Origin of the sequence: Sphingomonas sp. (genome assembly GCF_017745215.1) — a bacterium.
Taxonomy (GTDB): Bacteria; Pseudomonadota; Alphaproteobacteria; order Sphingomonadales; family Sphingomonadaceae; genus Sphingomonas.
In genome coordinates this window covers 69,852-84,846 of the sequence record NZ_JAGHZV010000005.1, presented here as the reverse complement: position 1 = coordinate 84,846, position 14,995 = coordinate 69,852, and the positions used below count along the sequence as shown (strand labels likewise).

Below are 14,995 nucleotides of genomic sequence, written 5' to 3'. Positions count from 1 at the left end.
CCGGGACCCAGAGTCACGGGCAAGGACCTGTGTGGCCCTGGGTCCCGGCTTTCGCCGGGATGACGGTTGAAGGGGCCGGGTCGATGTGTCGCTACGCGCCGAACAGCGCGTCCAGCGGGCTCTTCGGCAGGCACCAGAAGACCGCGACCAGCGCGGCGCAGGCGAGACCGGCGACGGGCGAGACGAACGCCAGCGGGATGCCGAGCGCATAGACGAACGTCGCCGCCATCCCCTTGCGCGTGCTGCGCAGGTGATAGTCCTGCGCGACGTCGTCCTGGCGGCCGGTGCGCCGGATCACCGCCTGGAGCCAGCTGTAGGCGAAGGACGGGAGCAGCATCGTGCCGAGGTAGAGCAGGGTCGCGTCGCGGGTGAACTGCTGCTCGCCGAGATAGGCCGTCGCGAAGGGCACCAGCGAGAGCGCGAACAGCAGCGCGATGTTCGACCAGACGAGGCCGTTGCTCACCCCCGTGGCGAAGTGGAACAGCCGGTGGTGGTTCACCCAATAGATGGCGACGTAGATATAGCTCAGCAGATAGGCGACGAAGACGGGCCAGAGCGGCAGTAGGTGCTTCAGGCCGGGCTCCTCGGGCGCGTGGAGCTCGAGCACCATGATCGTGATGATGATCGCGATCACGCCGTCGGAGAAGGCCTCCACCCGCTTGGCGCCTTCGCGGCCCTCGGCTCCGTCGGTCATTTGGTTGCTCCCCCGCTCCAAAGTGCGTCATCCCGGCGAACGCCGGGATGACGGTTGAACTCAAGCGGCTGAACCAGGCGCCGACGATCAGTTCTTGTCCTTGTCCACCAGCTTGTTCGCGCCGATCCAGGGCATCATCGCGCGCAGCTCGGTGCCGACCTGCTCGATCGGATGCGCCGCGGCGGCCTTGCGCGCGGCCTTGAGCTCGGGCTGGCCGGCGCGGTTGTCGAGCACGAAGTTCTTCACGAACCGGCCCGAGGTGATGTCGGCGAGCACGCGTTTCATCTCGGCCTTGGTCTCGTCGGTGATGATCCGCGGGCCGGTGGTGATGTCGCCATATTCGGCGGTGTTCGAGATCGAGTAGCGCATGTTGGCGATGCCGCCCTCATAGAGGAGGTCGACGATCAGCTTGGTCTCGTGGAGGCATTCGAAATAGGCCATCTCGGGGGCATAGCCCGCCTCGACCAGCGTCTCGAACCCCGCCTGGATCAGGTGAGTGATGCCGCCGCAGAGCACGGCCTGCTCGCCGAACAGGTCGGTCTCGCACTCTTCCTTGAAGTTGGTCTCGATGATCCCCGAGCGGCCGCCGCCGACGCCCGAGGCATAGGCGAGCGCGACGTCGTGCGCATTGCCGGTCGAATCCTGGTGGATCGCGATCAGGCAGGGCACGCCGCCGCCGCGGACATATTCGCTGCGCACGGTGTGGCCGGGGCCCTTGGGCGCGATCATGATCACGTCGATGTCCGCGGGTGGCTCGATCAGGCCGAAGTGGACGTTGAGGCCATGGGCAAACGCAATTGCGGCACCGGGCTTCATCTTGCCCTTGAGGTCGGCTTCCCAGATCGCGGCCTGGTGCTCGTCGGGGGCGAGGATCATCAGAATGTCGGCCCAGCCGGCCGCGTCCTGGTTCGCCATCACCTTGAAGCCCGCGCCTTCGGCCTTCGCCGCCGAGGCCGAGCCGGGGCGGAGCGCGATCGCGACTTCCTTGACGCCCGAATCGCGCAGGTTCTGCGCATGGGCATGGCCCTGGCTGCCATAGCCGAGGATGGCGATCTTCTTGTTGACGAGCAGGTTCAGATCGGCGTCGCGATCGTAATAGACACGCATTCCCAGGTTCTTCCCTTTCTAGTCGTCATCCCGGCGAAAGCCGGGACCCAGGGCCACAAAGGTCATCGCCCGTGCCCCTGGGTCCCGGCTTTCGCCGGGATGACGGGTGTATGGTTCAGGCCGCTTCCTTGCCCCGCGAGATCGCGACCACGCCGGTGCGCGCGACTTCGACGAGGCCGACCTCGGCCATCAGCTCGACGAACTTGTCGATCTTCTCGGTGCCGCCCGTCACTTCGAACACGAAGCTGGAGATCGTCGCGTCGACGACGCGGGCGCGATAGACTTCGGCGAGGCGCAGCGCCTCGATCCGGTGGTCGCCGGTGCCGACCACCTTGACCAGCGCCAGCTCGCGCTCGACGTGCGGGCCGCTGGCGGTGAGGTCCACCACCTTGTGCACCGGTACCAGCCGCTCGAGCTGGGCGATGATCTGCTCCATCACCGCCGCCGAGGCCGAGGTGACGATGGTGATGCGGCTGACGAGATCGTCGGTGGTGATCTCGCTCACCGTCAGGCTCTCGATGTTGTAGCCGCGCGCGGTGAACAGGCCGGCGATCCGCGCGAGGATGCCGGGCTCGTTGTCGACGATCACGGCGAGCGTGTGCCGCTCGCGCTGCTCTTCCTTGATGTGCATGGGATCAGACCAGTGCCTTGGCTTCGTCGTCGAGCTCGCCAGCGACCTGGGCGTCCTCGAGGATCATGTCGGTGTGGGCGGCCCCCGAAGGGATCATCGGGAAGCAGTTGGCGAGCTTCGCCACGCGGCAGTCGACGATCACCGGGCCGTCATAGGCGAGCATCTCGGCGATGCCGCTATCCAGCTGGTCCGGGTTCTCGATCAGGATGCCCTTCCAGCCATAGGCTTCGGCGAGCTTCACGAAATCGGGAAGCGCGTCCGAATAGCTTTCCGAATAGCGCGACTGATAGGTCAGCTCCTGCCACTGGCGGACCATCCCCATATATTCGTTGTTGAGGATGAAGATCTTGACCGGCAGGCGATATTGCGTGGCGGTGCCGAGCTCCTGGATGTTCATCTGGATGCTCGCCTCGCCGGCGATGTCGATCACCAGCGAATCCGGATTGCCCAGCTGCGCGCCGATCGCGGCGGGGAGGCCGTAGCCCATCGTGCCGAGACCGCCCGAGGTGAGCCATTTGTTGGGCGCCTCGAAGTGGAAGTGCTGCGCGGCCCACATCTGGTGCTGGCCCACCTCGGTGGTGATGATCGGGCTCTTGTCGCGAGTCGCTTCCCACAGCGCGCGGATCGCGCGTTGCGGCATGATCGCGTCCTTGCGGTCCTTGAAGGCGAGGCTCTGCGTCTTGCGCCAGCCCTCGATCCGGCTCCACCATTCGGTGAGGTCGGGCTTCGGATGCTGCCGGGCCTGCCAGGCGCCGACCATCGCCTCGAGCGCGAGGCCGACGTCGCCGATGATGGGCAGGTCGACGCGGACGTTCTTGTTGATCGAGGAGCGGTCGATATCGACGTGGATCTTGCGCGAATGCGGGCTGAACGCGTCGAGCCGGCCGGTCACGCGGTCGTCGAAGCGCGCGCCGAGGCACACGATCAGGTCGGCCTTGTTCATCGCCCAATTGGCTTCATAGGTGCCGTGCATGCCGAGCATGCCCAGCCACTGGTCCGACGAGGCGGGGAAGGCGCCGAGGCCCATCAGCGTCGACGTGACCGGCGCGCCGGTGAGCGCCGCCAGCTCGCGCAGCAGCCCTGAGGCTTCGGGCCCCGAATTGATGATCCCGCCGCCGGTGTAGAAGATCGGGCGCTCGGCGGCGGCGAGCATATCGACCGCCTGCTCGATCAGCGCGACGTCGGGCACGGTCTGCGGCGCATAGGGCTTGGGGCGGATCGGCGCGATATTGTCGGCGCGCGCGGTCGCGACCTGCACGTCCTTGGGGATGTCGACCACCACCGGACCGGGGCGGCCGCACGTCGCGATGCGGAACGCCTCGTGGAGCACGCCGGCGAGCGTCGCGGGGTCCTTCACCAGGTAATTGTGCTTCGAGCAATGGCGGGTGATGCCGACGGTGTCGGCTTCCTGGAAGGCGTCGGTGCCGATCAGGTGCGTCGCGACCTGGCCGGTGATGACGATCATCGGGATCGAATCCATCAGCGCGTCGGTGATGCCGGTGACCGCATTGGTCGCGCCCGGGCCCGAGGTGACGAGCACCACGCCCGGCTTGCCGGTGGCGCGGGCATAGCCCTCGGCCGCATGCGTCGCGGCCTGCTCGTGGCGGACGAGGATGTGCTTGATCCGGTCTTGCTTGAACAGCGCGTCGTAGATCGGGAGCACGGCGCCGCCGGGATAGCCGAACACGACCTCCACACCGAGATCGCACAGCGTCTCGATCAGGATGTCGGCACCGCTTTTCTCGGTCGTCACGTCGGGTCTCCAGGGTCGTTGCGGGGATGCCCATAGCATCGTCGGAAGCGCGCTGCTAATCGTACGAAAACTACAGGTCAAGGCCTATATAGACAATTTTCTTTCAAATTGCCCAAGAAGTGCGTATGTATCTGTCTCCGTCGTCCGGCCCCACGCCTCAGGGGGCTGGCGGCGGAACCAGGTGTACTGCCGCTTGGCATATTGACGCGTCGCCGCCTGGGCGCGCGCGACCGCTTCGGCGCGGTCGTAGTGCCCGTCGAGCCAGCCGGCGATCTCGGCGACGCCGATCGCGCGGCGGACGGGGGCGTTCGCGCCGACATCGGTGCGCGCGGCGAGCGTGCGGACCTCCTCCGCGGCGCCGGCTTCGAGCATCGCTTCGAACCGCGTATCGGTGCGGGCGTGGAGCCAGGCGCGGTCGGGGAGCATCACCAGCCCGAGCACCTCGACCGATTCGCCGATCCCCCCCACGCGGTGCGCCTGCCAATGCGCGATGCCGTGCCCGGTCGAGCGCACGACTTCGAGCGCGCGGGCGACGCGCGTGGTGTCGCTGGCGCGCAGCCGCCCCGCCGCCTCGGGGTCGAGCTCGGCGAGCTCCGCATGGGCGTCGGCGACGGCGAGCGCGCGGACGTGCGCGCGGACGTGCGGCTGGATCTCGGGGACCGGCGCGATCCCGTCGACGAGCGTGCGCAGGTACATGCCGGTGCCGCCGACGAGGATCGGCAGCTGGCCGTGCTTGTGCGCCTCGGCGATGGCGGCGCGCGCCTCGGCCGCCCAGCGCGCTGCGGAATAATCGTCGGCGCCGTCGACATGGCCGAACAGGCGGTGCGGCACGCTGGCTTCCTCCTCGGCGCTCGGCCGCGCGCTCAGGATGCGGAGATCGGCATAGACCTGCGCCGAATCGGCGTTGATCACCACGCCGCCGTGGCGCTCGGCGAGCAGCATCGCCAGCGCGGACTTGCCGCTCGCGGTCGGCCCTGCGATGAGCGCGACCTTCGGTCGATCGGGAGTGCCCATGTTCATCGCCACCTTGATAGCAGAACAGCTCGCGGCAGGGGATGTGTCCTCGGCGGCCGACCGGCTGGCGACCGCGGGCTGCGCGCCGGGCGACTGGCGCTGGATCGACGAAGGCAAGGCGGCGGACCTGTCCTTCGCGCACAACCCGGGCGCGGCGCGCGCGGTGCTGGAGGGTGCGCTGCCCTTTACCGACGTGGCGGTGCAGCTCGAGGCGGGGCGCGCCAAGAAGCTGCTGATCGCCGACATGGATTCGACGATGATCACCGTCGAATGCATCGACGAGCTCGCCGATTACGCGGGGATCAAGGCCCGGATCGCCGAAGTGACCGAGCGCGCGATGAAGGGCGAGCTCGACTTCGCCGCCGCGCTCGACGCGCGGGTGGCGCTGCTGCGCGGGCTCGAGGAGCGCGCGATCGAGCGCTGCCTCGCCGAGCGTGTTCGCCTGTCGCCGGGTGCCGAGGCGCTGGTGAAGACGATGCGGGTGCGAGGGGCGCTGACGATTCTGATCTCGGGCGGCTTCACCCGCTTCGCCGAGCCGGTGGGCGCGCAGATCGGCTTCGAGCGGGTGATCGCCAACCGGCTGGTGATCGAGGGCGGCGCGCTGCTCGGGCTGGTCGAGAAGCCGATCGTCGACAGTTCGGCGAAGGAATCGACGCTGCTCGCCGGCGCCGGCGAACGCGGGCTCGACCTCGCCGAGACGCTGGCAGTGGGCGACGGCGCCAACGACCTGGCGATGATCCGCCGCGCGGGGCTTGGGGTGGCGTACCACGCCAAGCCGATCGTCGCCGCCGCGGCAGGCGTGCGCGTCGACCACGGCGACCTCACCGCGCTGCTCTACGCTCAGGGGATCGCGCGCAAGGACTGGGCGGCGGGCTGAGCCTCAGCTGCGCTTGCCGCCGAAGGTGACGGAGAGCGCGAGGCCCGCGGAGAGCTGGTTGCGCGAGCCCTCGGCGCGGACCAGCGGCGATTCGGCTGCGCTGCCGGTCAGGCGGTCGTATTTGAGGTAGGAGTAGAGCCCCCAGTGGCGGCCGAACTGGCGCAGATAGCCGGCATTGGCGCCCACCGCATGGATACCGCCGTCGGGCGCGAAGGCGGTGAGGCCGCTCGCCGCCGATTCGGCGGGGGTGACGCCGAAGAAGGCGCGCTGGTAGCGCGCGTCGCCGAAGGTGAGGCGCGGGCCGATCGCGAAGACGTGCTTGTCGCCGTCGCGCTGGATCAGGTCGAGCCCGGCATTGCCGGTCCAGGCGTCATGCCCGTTGATGCCGCGGCGGAGCTCGACGTGCGCGCGCAGCCAGGGCGCGAGCATCGCCTGGGCGAAACCGCCGAGCTCGAGCGTGTCGCCGCTGCCCTGGATGCCGGCGCGGCGATAGTCGCGGCCGTTCTGGAAGTCGAACACGCCGCCGAACTCGACGCCGCCGATCTTCGCCAGCGTGAAGCCCGGGCTGTCGTCGGTCGCGTCGAAGGCGAAGGGCGTGTCGCCGCGGGCGATCGAATAGTCCCATAGCGGCTGGACGGGCATGCGCCGCGCGCCGGGGAAGCTGGGCGAGACTTCGGCGCCGAGCACGACGCGGTAGCGCCGCGGCTCCCTGGGGGCGTCGTCGGACTGGGCGTGCGCGGCAGACGGGAGGAGTCCGGCAAGGAGGCAAAGGGTGAGCCGCTTCATGGCGGCGGCGCTAACAGGCGCGCGCGGGCGGCTGTATCAGCCCTTGGTTGGGGGTGGCGGCGAGACGCGGAACACGCGCACCGTGCCGCCGCGGTCGTAGGGCCAGGTCACCAGCCCGCCGGTCGAGGGCGTGATCAGGTGGCGGCCGTCGGGGCTGAAGGCGACCGAGCCGCACCCCATGCCCGAGACATGCGCGCGGCCGAGCACCTTGCCGCTCCGCGTGTCGACCAGCCAGGCGGTGCCGTTGCCATAGGTGCCCGCGGCGACGCGACGGCCATCGGGGCTGAACGCCGGCGTGGAAATCTGCGCGCCCTCGAGCTCGATCTGGCGCCGCAGCGTGCGGCGGTGCACGTCCCAGAGCTGGAGCGTGGCGAGGTCGCTGCCCGCCGCGAGCACGCGTCCGTCGGGGCTGAAGGCAAGCGACCTGACGTAGCGGCCCATCCCGCGGAGAGTCGCGAGCAGGTGGCCCGTGCGGAGGTCCCACAGCGCAATGGAATCCCAATAGCCGGCGGCGAGCAGGCTGCCGTCGGGGCTCACCGCGAGCGCAAAGGCGCGGTGACTGCCGAAGCCGCGGACCGTGCGGCCGGTCGTGAGGTCGACCAGGCGCGGCATCAGGGGATCGGGGCCGTCGCCCCAGGATGCGACCACCGCCGACTCGCGGTGAGGCACGAAGGCGGCGTGGACCGTGCCCGTGGTCGGCGCGACGATCGTTCCGTCGCGCATCTGCCGGATGCCCTCAGTCGTGGCGTAGTAGCGCCAGTCGGGCGCGATCGCGATCGGGCGGCCGGGGAGCTTGCGGATCAGCTTGCCCGCGGGGAAGCTCCAGAGCGAGAGCGTGCCGTCCACGTCGGTCGGATCGGTGGCGCCGTCCGAGGCGATCTGCCTGCCCGAGGGATCGAAGGCGACGAAGCTCATCCAGCCGAACTTGGATTGCTTCCAGAGGTCGTCCGCCCAGCCGAAGCCGATCCTGCCCGCCGGGTGCAGCACGCCACCGCCTGGCGCCGGGGCAATGGGCGCCGCCGGTGCGGCTGCGGCCAGCAGGGCTGCCGCGATCAGGAATTGCAGCGGGCGCACGATGAGGCGAGTGTGCGCCGGGCCCGGCGACTCCGCAACGGCATTTGCGGGCCCGGACGAGCCGTTACTGCCCCACCGGCACGCAGGGCTTCACGGCGATGCACGCGCCATTGGCCTCGGCCTTGGAACCATAGGGGCCGACGATCACCTTGGTGAGGCTGCCCTGCTTGATGTAGCTCACCTGGCGGCCGGGGAACTTGCCCGAGACCTGGCCCCAGAGCTTGCGGGCATTGCCGGGATCGCCGAACGCGCCGAGCTGGACGCGCCAGCCGCCGTCGCGCACCACCGGGGCCGAGGCGGCGGGCCGGGGCTGGGGCATCGCGGGCTTGTCGGCCATCGCAACCTGCACCGGGCGGGTCTGCGCGGGCTGGACCTTCGCCGGGATCGGCGCTGGGCCGGGCCTGGGCTTGGCAGCGGGCTTGACCGGCGCCGTGGCGGCCATGGTGGTCGTGGTGTCGCCATAGCCTTCGGGCGGCGGCAGCGTCGGCCGGTTGGCCTTTTCCTCATACTGGCGCGCGAGGGTGAGGCCCTGCTGACGGTCGCTCAGCGAGATGTAGCGGTCCATCTGCGCCAGCGCTGCCGAAGCCTGGGGCAGGCCCGACTGCGAGGCGCGGACGATCAGCGCATAGGCGCGCACCCAGTCGCGCTCGACCGTGTCGCCGTTGAAATACATGGTGCCGAGCACGAACTGCGCGCGCGGCTCGCCGCGGTCGGCCGAGCGGTTGAGCCATTGCACCGCTTCGGCGCGCTTGCCGTTCTGGAAGAGCACGAGGCCGTAATTGTCGCCCGCCTGCTGGTGTCCCTGGAGCGCGGCCTTGCGATACCATATCTCGGCCTGGGCGAGATCGGGCGCCGGCACGCCGCGGCCGAGCTTGTACGCCTGGCCGAGGTTGAACTGCGCATCGGGATTGCCGTTGACCGCCGGCATCCGCCAGAGCTCGACGGCCTTCTTGTAATCGCCCTTCTGCTCCCAGGCCTCGACGCCGGCCTTCACCGGGTCTTCCTGCTGGGCCGACGCGGGTGCTGCGAGCACAATCTGAACCGCTGCCGCAGCCAACCACAGAGCCTTCATAGCCGAACTCCCGCGTCCCCCGTCTCGAACGATGAATGCCAGTTAACCATGGTTTGTGAAAGAAATCCTTAATCGGTCGTTACGCGGGCGAGTCCCGCGGCGAAACGGGCGTTAACCTGTTCTTATCCCCGATCATGGCATCCCGCCCCTGGAGCATGGCAGTTTTTTCGAGGGGGTAGATGCGCGTCCTGGCCTTGGCATCGCAGAAAGGCGGGTCCGGCAAGACCACGCTGAGCGGGCACCTGGCGGTGCAAGCCCAGCGGGCCGGCCACGGCCCCGTCGTGCTGATCGACATCGATCCGCAGGGCTCGCTCTCCGACTGGTGGAACGAGCGCGAGACCGATTACCCGGCCTTCGCCCAGACCACGGTGGCGCGCCTCGCTTCCGACCTCGAGGTGCTGCGCCGCCAGGGCTTCCGCTTGGCCGTCATCGACACGCCGCCGGCGATCACCATGGCGATCCAGAGCGTGATCCAGGTCGCCGAGCTGATCGTGATCCCGACTCGCCCGAGCCCGCACGACCTCCGCGCCGTCGGCGCCACGGTCGATCTCTGCGAGCGCGCGGGCAAGCCGCTGATGTTCATCGTCAACGCCGCGACGCCCAAGGCGCGAATCACGTCCGAAGCCGCGGTCGCGCTGTCGCAGCACGGCACCGTCGCGCCGGTGACGATCCACCACCGCACCGATTTCGCAGCCTCGATGATCGACGGCCGCACCGTGATGGAAGTCGACCCCAACGGCCGCTCGGCCGAGGAAGTCGTCCAGCTCTGGGCCTATATCTCGGACCGGCTCGAGAAGAATTTCCGCCGCACGGTGTTCGCCGCGCCGGCCGCCACTGCCAGTCACTTCGGCGCCGCGCGCCCCGCCGGCGGCTTCGGCCGCCGCGTGGTGAGCTGAGGAGAGCGCGATGCTGGGCAAGCCTACCGCTTCGCTGTCCTCCGGCCTCCTCGCGCGCAAGGGCCATGCGCGCCCGGCGATGCGTCCCCAGGGCTATATGGGGATGACGCAGAGCGCGCACGAAGACCTCGGCTGGAACGACATGGGCGAGGAGCTGTACCCCCAGGGCCCGCAGCCCGCGCCGGCCGAAGCCTATCCGCCCGTCGAGGCGCCCGAGCCGCCGGTGCTGCGCCAGCGCGCCGAGCTCGAGCAGCAGATCGCGCCCGAGCCTCGGTATGACGAGGCCGAGGATTATTACGACGAGACCGCCGAGTACGAAGACGAGCCCGCGCCGGTCGCGTCGCTGCCGGTGGCCGAGCCGCGCAAGCCGGCGCTCCCCGCGGCGCGCCCGGTGGTGAGCGAAGGCACGCTTGCCCGCGTCGCGCGCGAAGTGGCGGGCAAGAAGGCCAAGGCGGCGTTCACGCTCCGCCTCGACCATGAGCGCCACCGCCGCCTGCGCCTCGCTTCGGCGATCAGCAATCTGTCGGCGCAGCAGATCGTCACCGAGGCGCTCGACAGCTTCCTCGACTCGCTCACCGATGTGGACGCCCTCGTCCGCGAGCTCGATGCTCGCGAAAGGAACTGAGATGAAGACCCGCACCCTGCTCACGATCGGCATCTCGGCGCTGGTGGTCACCGGGCCGATGCTCGGCGCCGCGCTTCCGGGCATGATGGCGACTGCCGCCTCGACCGAGAATCCGAAGCTCGCCGCGGCGCAGGCCGACAAGGCGCGCGGCGCGCTCGCCAAGCGCCAGGCCGACAAGGCGGTGCGCTTCGCCGAGGCTGCAGTGGCCTATGCCCCGCAGGACGCGGGCTATCGCGCGCTGCTCGGCCAGGCCTATCTCCTCGCGGGCCGCTTCACGTCGGCGCGCCAGGCGCTGACCGACACGCTTTCGCTCGATTCCGCCACCCCCGGCGCGGCGCTCAACCTCGCGCTCGCGCAGATCGCCGAGGGCGACTGGCAGGGCGCGCGCGGCACGCTCGAGGCGCACAGCGAGATTTCGGTGAGCGACCGCGGGCTGGCCTTCGCGCTCGCCGGCGATCCGGTGCGCGCGGTGCAGCTCCTCGGCCCGGCGGCGCGCGACGCCGAATCGACGCCGAAGCTCCGCCAGAACCTCGCGCTGAGCCTCGCGCTCGCCGGCCATTGGGAAGAAGCGCGCGCGATCGCCGCGCTCGACGTCGCGCCCGACCAGATCGATGCGCGGATCGAGCAATGGGCCGCCTTCTCGCGCCCGGCCAACGCCTATGACCAGGTCGCTTCGCTGCTCGGCGTGCGCCCGGTGGCCGATTCGGGCCAGCCGGTGCAACTCGCGCTGGTGAGGCCCGCCGAGAATGTCGGCGTCGCCGCCGTGGTGCCGACGCCGCAGCCGACCGAGGAGCCGGTCGCCGAACCCAGTGTCCAGGTCGCGGCCGCCGAGCCGGTGACCACCGTCGAGCCGAGCCCCGAGCCCCAGCCCGAGCCTGCGCAGGTCGCGGGCACCGGGCCGCAGGTTGTGTTCGGTCCGCGCCAGGAGATCGTCCAGCCGGTGCAGGTCGCCGCGTCGCGCGCTGCGCCCGCCGCGATCGCCGTGCGCGTCGCCAAGGCGCCGGTCGCCGCTGCAAGCTTCGCCAAGGGCAGCTACTACGTCCAGCTCGGCGCCTATGTGAGCCCGGCGGTCGCGCGGGATGCGTGGCGCCGCACGGCTTCGCGGGTGCCCGAAGTGGGCCGCCACCAGCCGCAGGGCGCGCGCGTCACGACCAAGGCGGGCAATTTCTATCGCTTGTCGGTGGGCGGCTTCGCGCGAAACGACGCCGATTCGCTGTGCCGCCAAGTCAAGTCGAGCGGCGGGGCGTGCTTCGTCCGCGTCGCTGCCGGCGACGCGATGGCGAGCTGGGTGAAGGGCGGCACGCAGGTCGCTTCGCGCTGAGTTAAGTCGCTAAGGCCGAATTCAAACAACCGTCATCCCGGCGAAAGCCGGGATCCAGGGCCGCGAGCGACGTCCTCTGCAACCCTGGGTCCCGGCTTTCGCCGGGATGACGGCCTATGGGGAACGGGCTCAGCGCTTCAAATACGCCGCCAGCCGCCGCTTCGCGTCCGCGCGGATGTTCGCCCAGAACAGGCTGTAGTCGAACACATGATAGTTCTTCCCCGGCAGCACATAGGGCCCGAGGTCGGGCGGGTTGCCGCCGATCATCAGGAAGCCGCGCCCCTCGCAGCGCGCCGGCACCACGCCGGGCACCAGCTCGGCCGACTTCAGGCTCGAATCGGGGATCAGCGCGCCGAGGTTGGCGCTCGCGGGTGCTGAGTCGCCGGGCCTGCCGGTGATCGGGTTGGTGCAGACCATCGCCGTGCCCGCGCGCGGCTTGCCAGTGAAGCCCTTGGTCGCGTCGAAGGTGTCGACGATCAGCGAAGGGTCCGCCGGCTCGCCGAAGCTCTGCCACGAGAGCAGGCACCCCGCCTCGTCGGGGCCCGAGCAGGCGGGCAGGCCCATCCTGGGCAGGTCCGCGGTCACCGACACCGGCCAGCCGACGACATAGGCCGCGACCACGCGCTTCGCGAGCGGCGTCCCCGCCACCCGCTCGACGAGCAGCCGCGACAGGTGCAGCGCGCCCTGGCTGTGCCCGGCGAGGATGATCGGCCGGTCGTCGGCTTCCTTCAGGAACTGGTCGAACGCCGCGACCACGTCGCGATAGGCATAGTCGAGCGCCTTCTGCGCCTCGGGCTTGCTGGTCAGGAAGGCGCCGAAGGTCGCCTGGCGGTAGCGCGGCGCCCAGATCGCGCCGACTTCGTTGAACGCGCTCGCCTGGCCGCGCAGGAACAGCTCGGCGCGGCCATTGGCGTCGCGGTCGTCGAGGGGCGCGTTCCAGCGTGTCCGATCGAGGAACGAGGTCGGGTGGAGGAAGAACACCGCGGCGGGCGGGTTGGCGGTCGCGGCGTGGCCCTTGGGCGTCCACAGCGCCGGGTTGCCCGGCTTGTCGGGCCGCGCGATCCACAGGTCGGCCCTGGCATAGTCCGGCGGTGGGCTCAGCGCGGCGACCGCCGTCGTCGGCACCAGCGCCTGACGCAGCAGCTGGATGCCCCAGAACCGGTAGGCGAAGGTTGCGGCGAGCGCGAGCACGATCAGGACTGCGACTGCATAGAGGAACTTGCGGGCCAACCACCCATCTCCATTGTGCAATGCAACATAAAACACCCCCCGGTGCAATCGCGTTCCCGTGCATCAACCGTGCGAAAGGCGCAATCGCGGGCATCGCGAGGGGCAAGAAAATCCTCGCTTGCACTCGCCCCGGCGGCGGCGCAGCTTCGCGCTCCGGCCGCCTGCAGGGGGTGAGGAGAACAACGCCATGACCTTGAAAATCAACGATATCGCGCCTGATTTCACCCAGGATTCGACTCAAGGGCCGATCCATTTCCACGAATGGCTGGGCGACAGCTGGGGCCTGTTCTTCTCGCATCCCAAGGACTTCACGCCCGTTTGCACCACCGAGCTGGGCGAAGTCGCGCGGCTGAAGCCCGAGTTCGACAAGCGCGGCGTGAAAGTGATCGGCCTCTCGGTCGATCCCGCCGACAACCATGCGCGCTGGGCCGACGACATCCGCGAGACCCAGGGCCATGCCCCCAACTTCCCGATGATCGCCGACACCGATCTCAGCGTCTCGAAGCTCTACGGCATGCTGCCCGCCGAGACCGGCGACAGCTCGGAGGGCCGCACCGCGGCGGACAATGCGACGGTGCGCAACGTCTTCGTCATCGGGCCCGACAGGAAGATCAAGCTGGTCCTCGTCTATCCGATGACCACCGGGCGCAACTTCGACGAGATCCTGCGCGTGATCGATTCGCTCCAGCTCACCTCGCAGCACCGCGTCGCGACGCCGGTGAACTGGCGCTCGGGCGACGACGTGATCATCGTGCCGGCGGTCTCCGACGAGGAGGCCAGGTCGCTGTTCGCCGACTGGGTGGCGCACAAGCCCTATCTCCGGACGACCAAGCAGCCTGGCAAGCAACCCGGCTGATGCTGTTCGAGCAGATCGCGACGGGCGGCTGCCAGTCCTATCTGGTCGGCTGCCCCGAGACGCGCGTCGCCGCGGTGATCGACCCCGAGCTGCGGCAGATCGACCGCTACCTCGGCACCGCGGCGCGCGAGGGCTGCCGCATCCGATACGTGATCGAGACGCACACCCATGCCGATCACTTCTCGGGTGCGCGCGAGCTCGCGGCGGCGAGCGGCGCGGCGGTGGTGGCGCACAGCCTGAGCCCCGCGCCGCACACGGTGATGCGGCTCGACGACGGCGAGATGCTCCACTTGGGCGGGCTCAAGCTGCGCGCGCTCCACACGCCGGGGCATACGCGCGACTCGATGTGCCTGGTGGGCGAGGACCGGGTGTTCACCGGCGACACGCTGCTGATCGGCGGCACCGGCCGCACCGACCTCCCCACCGGCGACCCCGAGGCGCTGTGGGACAGCCTGTTCAACCGGCTGCTCCGGCTGGACCCGGCGACGCTCGTCTATCCCGCGCACGACTATAAGGGGCGGACTTCCTCGACGCTGGCGATCGAGGCGGTGGAGAACCCGCGCCTGCAGAAGCGCGACAAGGCCGAGTTCGTCGCGATGATGCGCGAGCTCAACCTCGCTGCGCCGACGCACCTCACCGAGGCTTTGCGCACCAACATGAGCGGCGGCAAGACCGTCGCCCAGCTGCTGTCCGAAGCCGCGGCGGCGGTGCCCTTCCTGTCGATGGACGAACTGGCGGCGCGCGTCGAATCGAACAATCTCGGCCTGGTCCTGCTCGACGTGCGCGAGCGCGACCTGTTCGACGCCGGGCACATCCCCGGCGCCACCCATCTGCCGCGCGGGCAATTGGAGCTGCGCGTCAACGAGATGCTCCCCGATCCGACCGCGCGGATCCTCACCGTCTGCGAGTTCGGCCGGATCTCGACGCTCGCCGCAGCGACGCTGCGCACGCTCGGTTTCCGCCGTGCGGTGGCGCTCGACGGGGGGATGAAGGCCTGGCGCGAGGCGGGGCTGCCGCTCGTCTCCGCTTGAAGCCGGGGCCAGCGGCTGCTAGCCGCGC

The 14,995-nt window shown here is 69.8% G+C and carries 15 protein-coding genes; 6 read left to right on the top strand and 9 right to left on the bottom strand.

Annotated elements, in window-relative coordinates:
- Window positions 1-91: 91 nt before the first annotated feature.
- The 5 genes from J7495_RS06785 to miaA all read right to left on the bottom strand — a co-directional run bounded on the left by J7495_RS06785 (window position 92) and on the right by miaA (window position 5,205).
- Window positions 92-694: a TMEM175 family protein gene (locus J7495_RS06785; RefSeq protein ID WP_294055635.1), complete on the bottom strand. Its 603-nt coding sequence runs from the start codon at window positions 692-694 to the stop codon at window positions 92-94.
- A gap of 87 nt (window positions 695-781) precedes the next feature.
- Window positions 782-1,801, bottom strand: a complete 1,020-nt coding sequence (gene ilvC / locus J7495_RS06780) for a ketol-acid reductoisomerase (protein WP_294055633.1) — start codon at window positions 1,799-1,801, stop codon at window positions 782-784.
- A gap of 115 nt (window positions 1,802-1,916) precedes the next feature.
- Window positions 1,917-2,432 carry an acetolactate synthase small subunit gene (gene ilvN, locus J7495_RS06775; protein WP_294055631.1) on the bottom strand — a complete coding sequence of 172 codons (516 nt, stop codon included), beginning with the start codon at window positions 2,430-2,432 and terminating at the stop codon, window positions 1,917-1,919.
- Between the two features lie 4 nt (window positions 2,433-2,436).
- Window positions 2,437-4,224 carry an acetolactate synthase 3 large subunit gene (locus J7495_RS06770; RefSeq protein ID WP_294055629.1) on the bottom strand — a complete coding sequence of 596 codons (1,788 nt, stop codon included), beginning with the start codon at window positions 4,222-4,224 and terminating at the stop codon, window positions 2,437-2,439.
- A 45-nt stretch (window positions 4,225-4,269) separates the two neighbouring features.
- Window positions 4,270-5,205, bottom strand: coding sequence for a tRNA (adenosine(37)-N6)-dimethylallyltransferase MiaA (gene miaA, locus J7495_RS06765; RefSeq protein WP_294055628.1), 936 nt, complete (start codon window positions 5,203-5,205; stop codon window positions 4,270-4,272).
- On the opposite strand from miaA, the gene serB reads away from it, so the two are divergent.
- Window positions 5,198-6,076, top strand: coding sequence for a phosphoserine phosphatase SerB (gene serB / locus J7495_RS06760; protein ID WP_294055626.1), 879 nt, complete (start codon window positions 5,198-5,200; stop codon window positions 6,074-6,076). The genes miaA and serB overlap by 8 nt on opposite strands.
- Window positions 6,077-6,079: 3 nt before the next feature.
- On the opposite strand, the gene J7495_RS06755 is transcribed toward serB, so the two are convergent.
- From J7495_RS06755 to J7495_RS06745, 3 genes are all read right to left on the bottom strand, one after another.
- Complete coding sequence (locus tag J7495_RS06755) at window positions 6,080-6,862, bottom strand: MipA/OmpV family protein (protein WP_294055624.1); 783 nt, start codon at window positions 6,860-6,862, stop codon at window positions 6,080-6,082.
- A gap of 36 nt (window positions 6,863-6,898) precedes the next feature.
- Window positions 6,899-7,936, bottom strand: coding sequence for a hypothetical protein (locus tag J7495_RS06750; RefSeq protein WP_294055622.1), 1,038 nt, complete (start codon window positions 7,934-7,936; stop codon window positions 6,899-6,901).
- 64 nt (window positions 7,937-8,000) lie between these two features.
- Window positions 8,001-8,969, bottom strand: a complete 969-nt coding sequence (locus J7495_RS06745; protein WP_294055621.1) for an SPOR domain-containing protein — start codon at window positions 8,967-8,969, stop codon at window positions 8,001-8,003.
- 218 nt (window positions 8,970-9,187) lie between these two features.
- On the opposite strand from J7495_RS06745, the gene J7495_RS06740 reads away from it, so the two are divergent.
- The 3 genes from J7495_RS06740 to J7495_RS06730 are packed head-to-tail and all read left to right on the top strand — an operon-like array spanning window position 9,188 to window position 11,850.
- Window positions 9,188-9,904, top strand: a complete 717-nt coding sequence (locus J7495_RS06740) for a ParA family protein (protein ID WP_294055619.1) — start codon at window positions 9,188-9,190, stop codon at window positions 9,902-9,904.
- A 10-nt stretch (window positions 9,905-9,914) separates the two neighbouring features.
- The gene (locus J7495_RS06735) at window positions 9,915-10,529 is read left to right on the top strand and encodes a hypothetical protein (RefSeq protein ID WP_294055617.1); all 615 of its coding nucleotides are present in this window, start codon (window positions 9,915-9,917) and stop codon (window positions 10,527-10,529) included.
- Between the two features lies 1 nt (window position 10,530).
- A complete protein-coding gene (locus J7495_RS06730; RefSeq protein ID WP_294055616.1) occupies window positions 10,531-11,850 on the top strand; it encodes an SPOR domain-containing protein in 1,320 nt (439 codons plus the stop codon).
- 129 nt (window positions 11,851-11,979) lie between these two features.
- Here the strand turns inward: J7495_RS06730 and J7495_RS06725 are convergent, their stop codons facing one another.
- Complete coding sequence (locus tag J7495_RS06725; protein ID WP_294055615.1) at window positions 11,980-13,080, bottom strand: DUF3089 domain-containing protein; 1,101 nt, start codon at window positions 13,078-13,080, stop codon at window positions 11,980-11,982.
- A 187-nt stretch (window positions 13,081-13,267) separates the two neighbouring features.
- Here J7495_RS06725 and J7495_RS06720 point away from each other — a divergent pair, with 187 nt between their 5' ends.
- Window positions 13,268-13,936 carry a peroxiredoxin gene (locus J7495_RS06720; RefSeq protein WP_294055613.1) on the top strand — a complete coding sequence of 223 codons (669 nt, stop codon included), beginning with the start codon at window positions 13,268-13,270 and terminating at the stop codon, window positions 13,934-13,936.
- A complete protein-coding gene (locus tag J7495_RS06715; RefSeq protein ID WP_294055611.1) occupies window positions 13,936-14,967 on the top strand; it encodes an MBL fold metallo-hydrolase in 1,032 nt (343 codons plus the stop codon). The genes J7495_RS06720 and J7495_RS06715 overlap by 1 nt, the downstream gene beginning before the upstream one ends.
- The last annotated feature ends 28 nt before the right edge of the window (window positions 14,968-14,995 follow it).

Bases quoted from the DNA above. Each gene is read 5' to 3' on its own strand.
- J7495_RS06785 (WP_294055635.1), bottom strand. From the start codon at position 694: ATGACCGACGGAGCCGAGGGCCGCGAAGGCGCCAAGCGGGTGGAGGCC.
- ilvC (WP_294055633.1), bottom strand. From the start codon at position 1,801: ATGCGTGTCTATTACGATCGCGACGCCGATCTGAACCTGCTCGTCAAC.
- ilvN (WP_294055631.1), bottom strand. From the start codon at position 2,432: ATGCACATCAAGGAAGAGCAGCGCGAGCGGCACACGCTCGCCGTGATC.
- J7495_RS06770 (WP_294055629.1), bottom strand. From the start codon at position 4,224: ATGCTATGGGCATCCCCGCAACGACCCTGGAGACCCGACGTGACGACC.
- serB (WP_294055626.1), top strand. From the start codon at position 5,198: ATGTTCATCGCCACCTTGATAGCAGAACAGCTCGCGGCAGGGGATGTG.
- miaA (WP_294055628.1), bottom strand. From the start codon at position 5,205: ATGAACATGGGCACTCCCGATCGACCGAAGGTCGCGCTCATCGCAGGG.
- J7495_RS06755 (WP_294055624.1), bottom strand. From the start codon at position 6,862: ATGAAGCGGCTCACCCTTTGCCTCCTTGCCGGACTCCTCCCGTCTGCC.
- J7495_RS06740 (WP_294055619.1), top strand. From the start codon at position 9,188: ATGCGCGTCCTGGCCTTGGCATCGCAGAAAGGCGGGTCCGGCAAGACC.
- J7495_RS06735 (WP_294055617.1), top strand. From the start codon at position 9,915: ATGCTGGGCAAGCCTACCGCTTCGCTGTCCTCCGGCCTCCTCGCGCGC.
- J7495_RS06730 (WP_294055616.1), top strand. From the start codon at position 10,531: ATGAAGACCCGCACCCTGCTCACGATCGGCATCTCGGCGCTGGTGGTC.
- J7495_RS06720 (WP_294055613.1), top strand. From the start codon at position 13,268: ATGACCTTGAAAATCAACGATATCGCGCCTGATTTCACCCAGGATTCG.
- J7495_RS06715 (WP_294055611.1), top strand. From the start codon at position 13,936: ATGCTGTTCGAGCAGATCGCGACGGGCGGCTGCCAGTCCTATCTGGTC.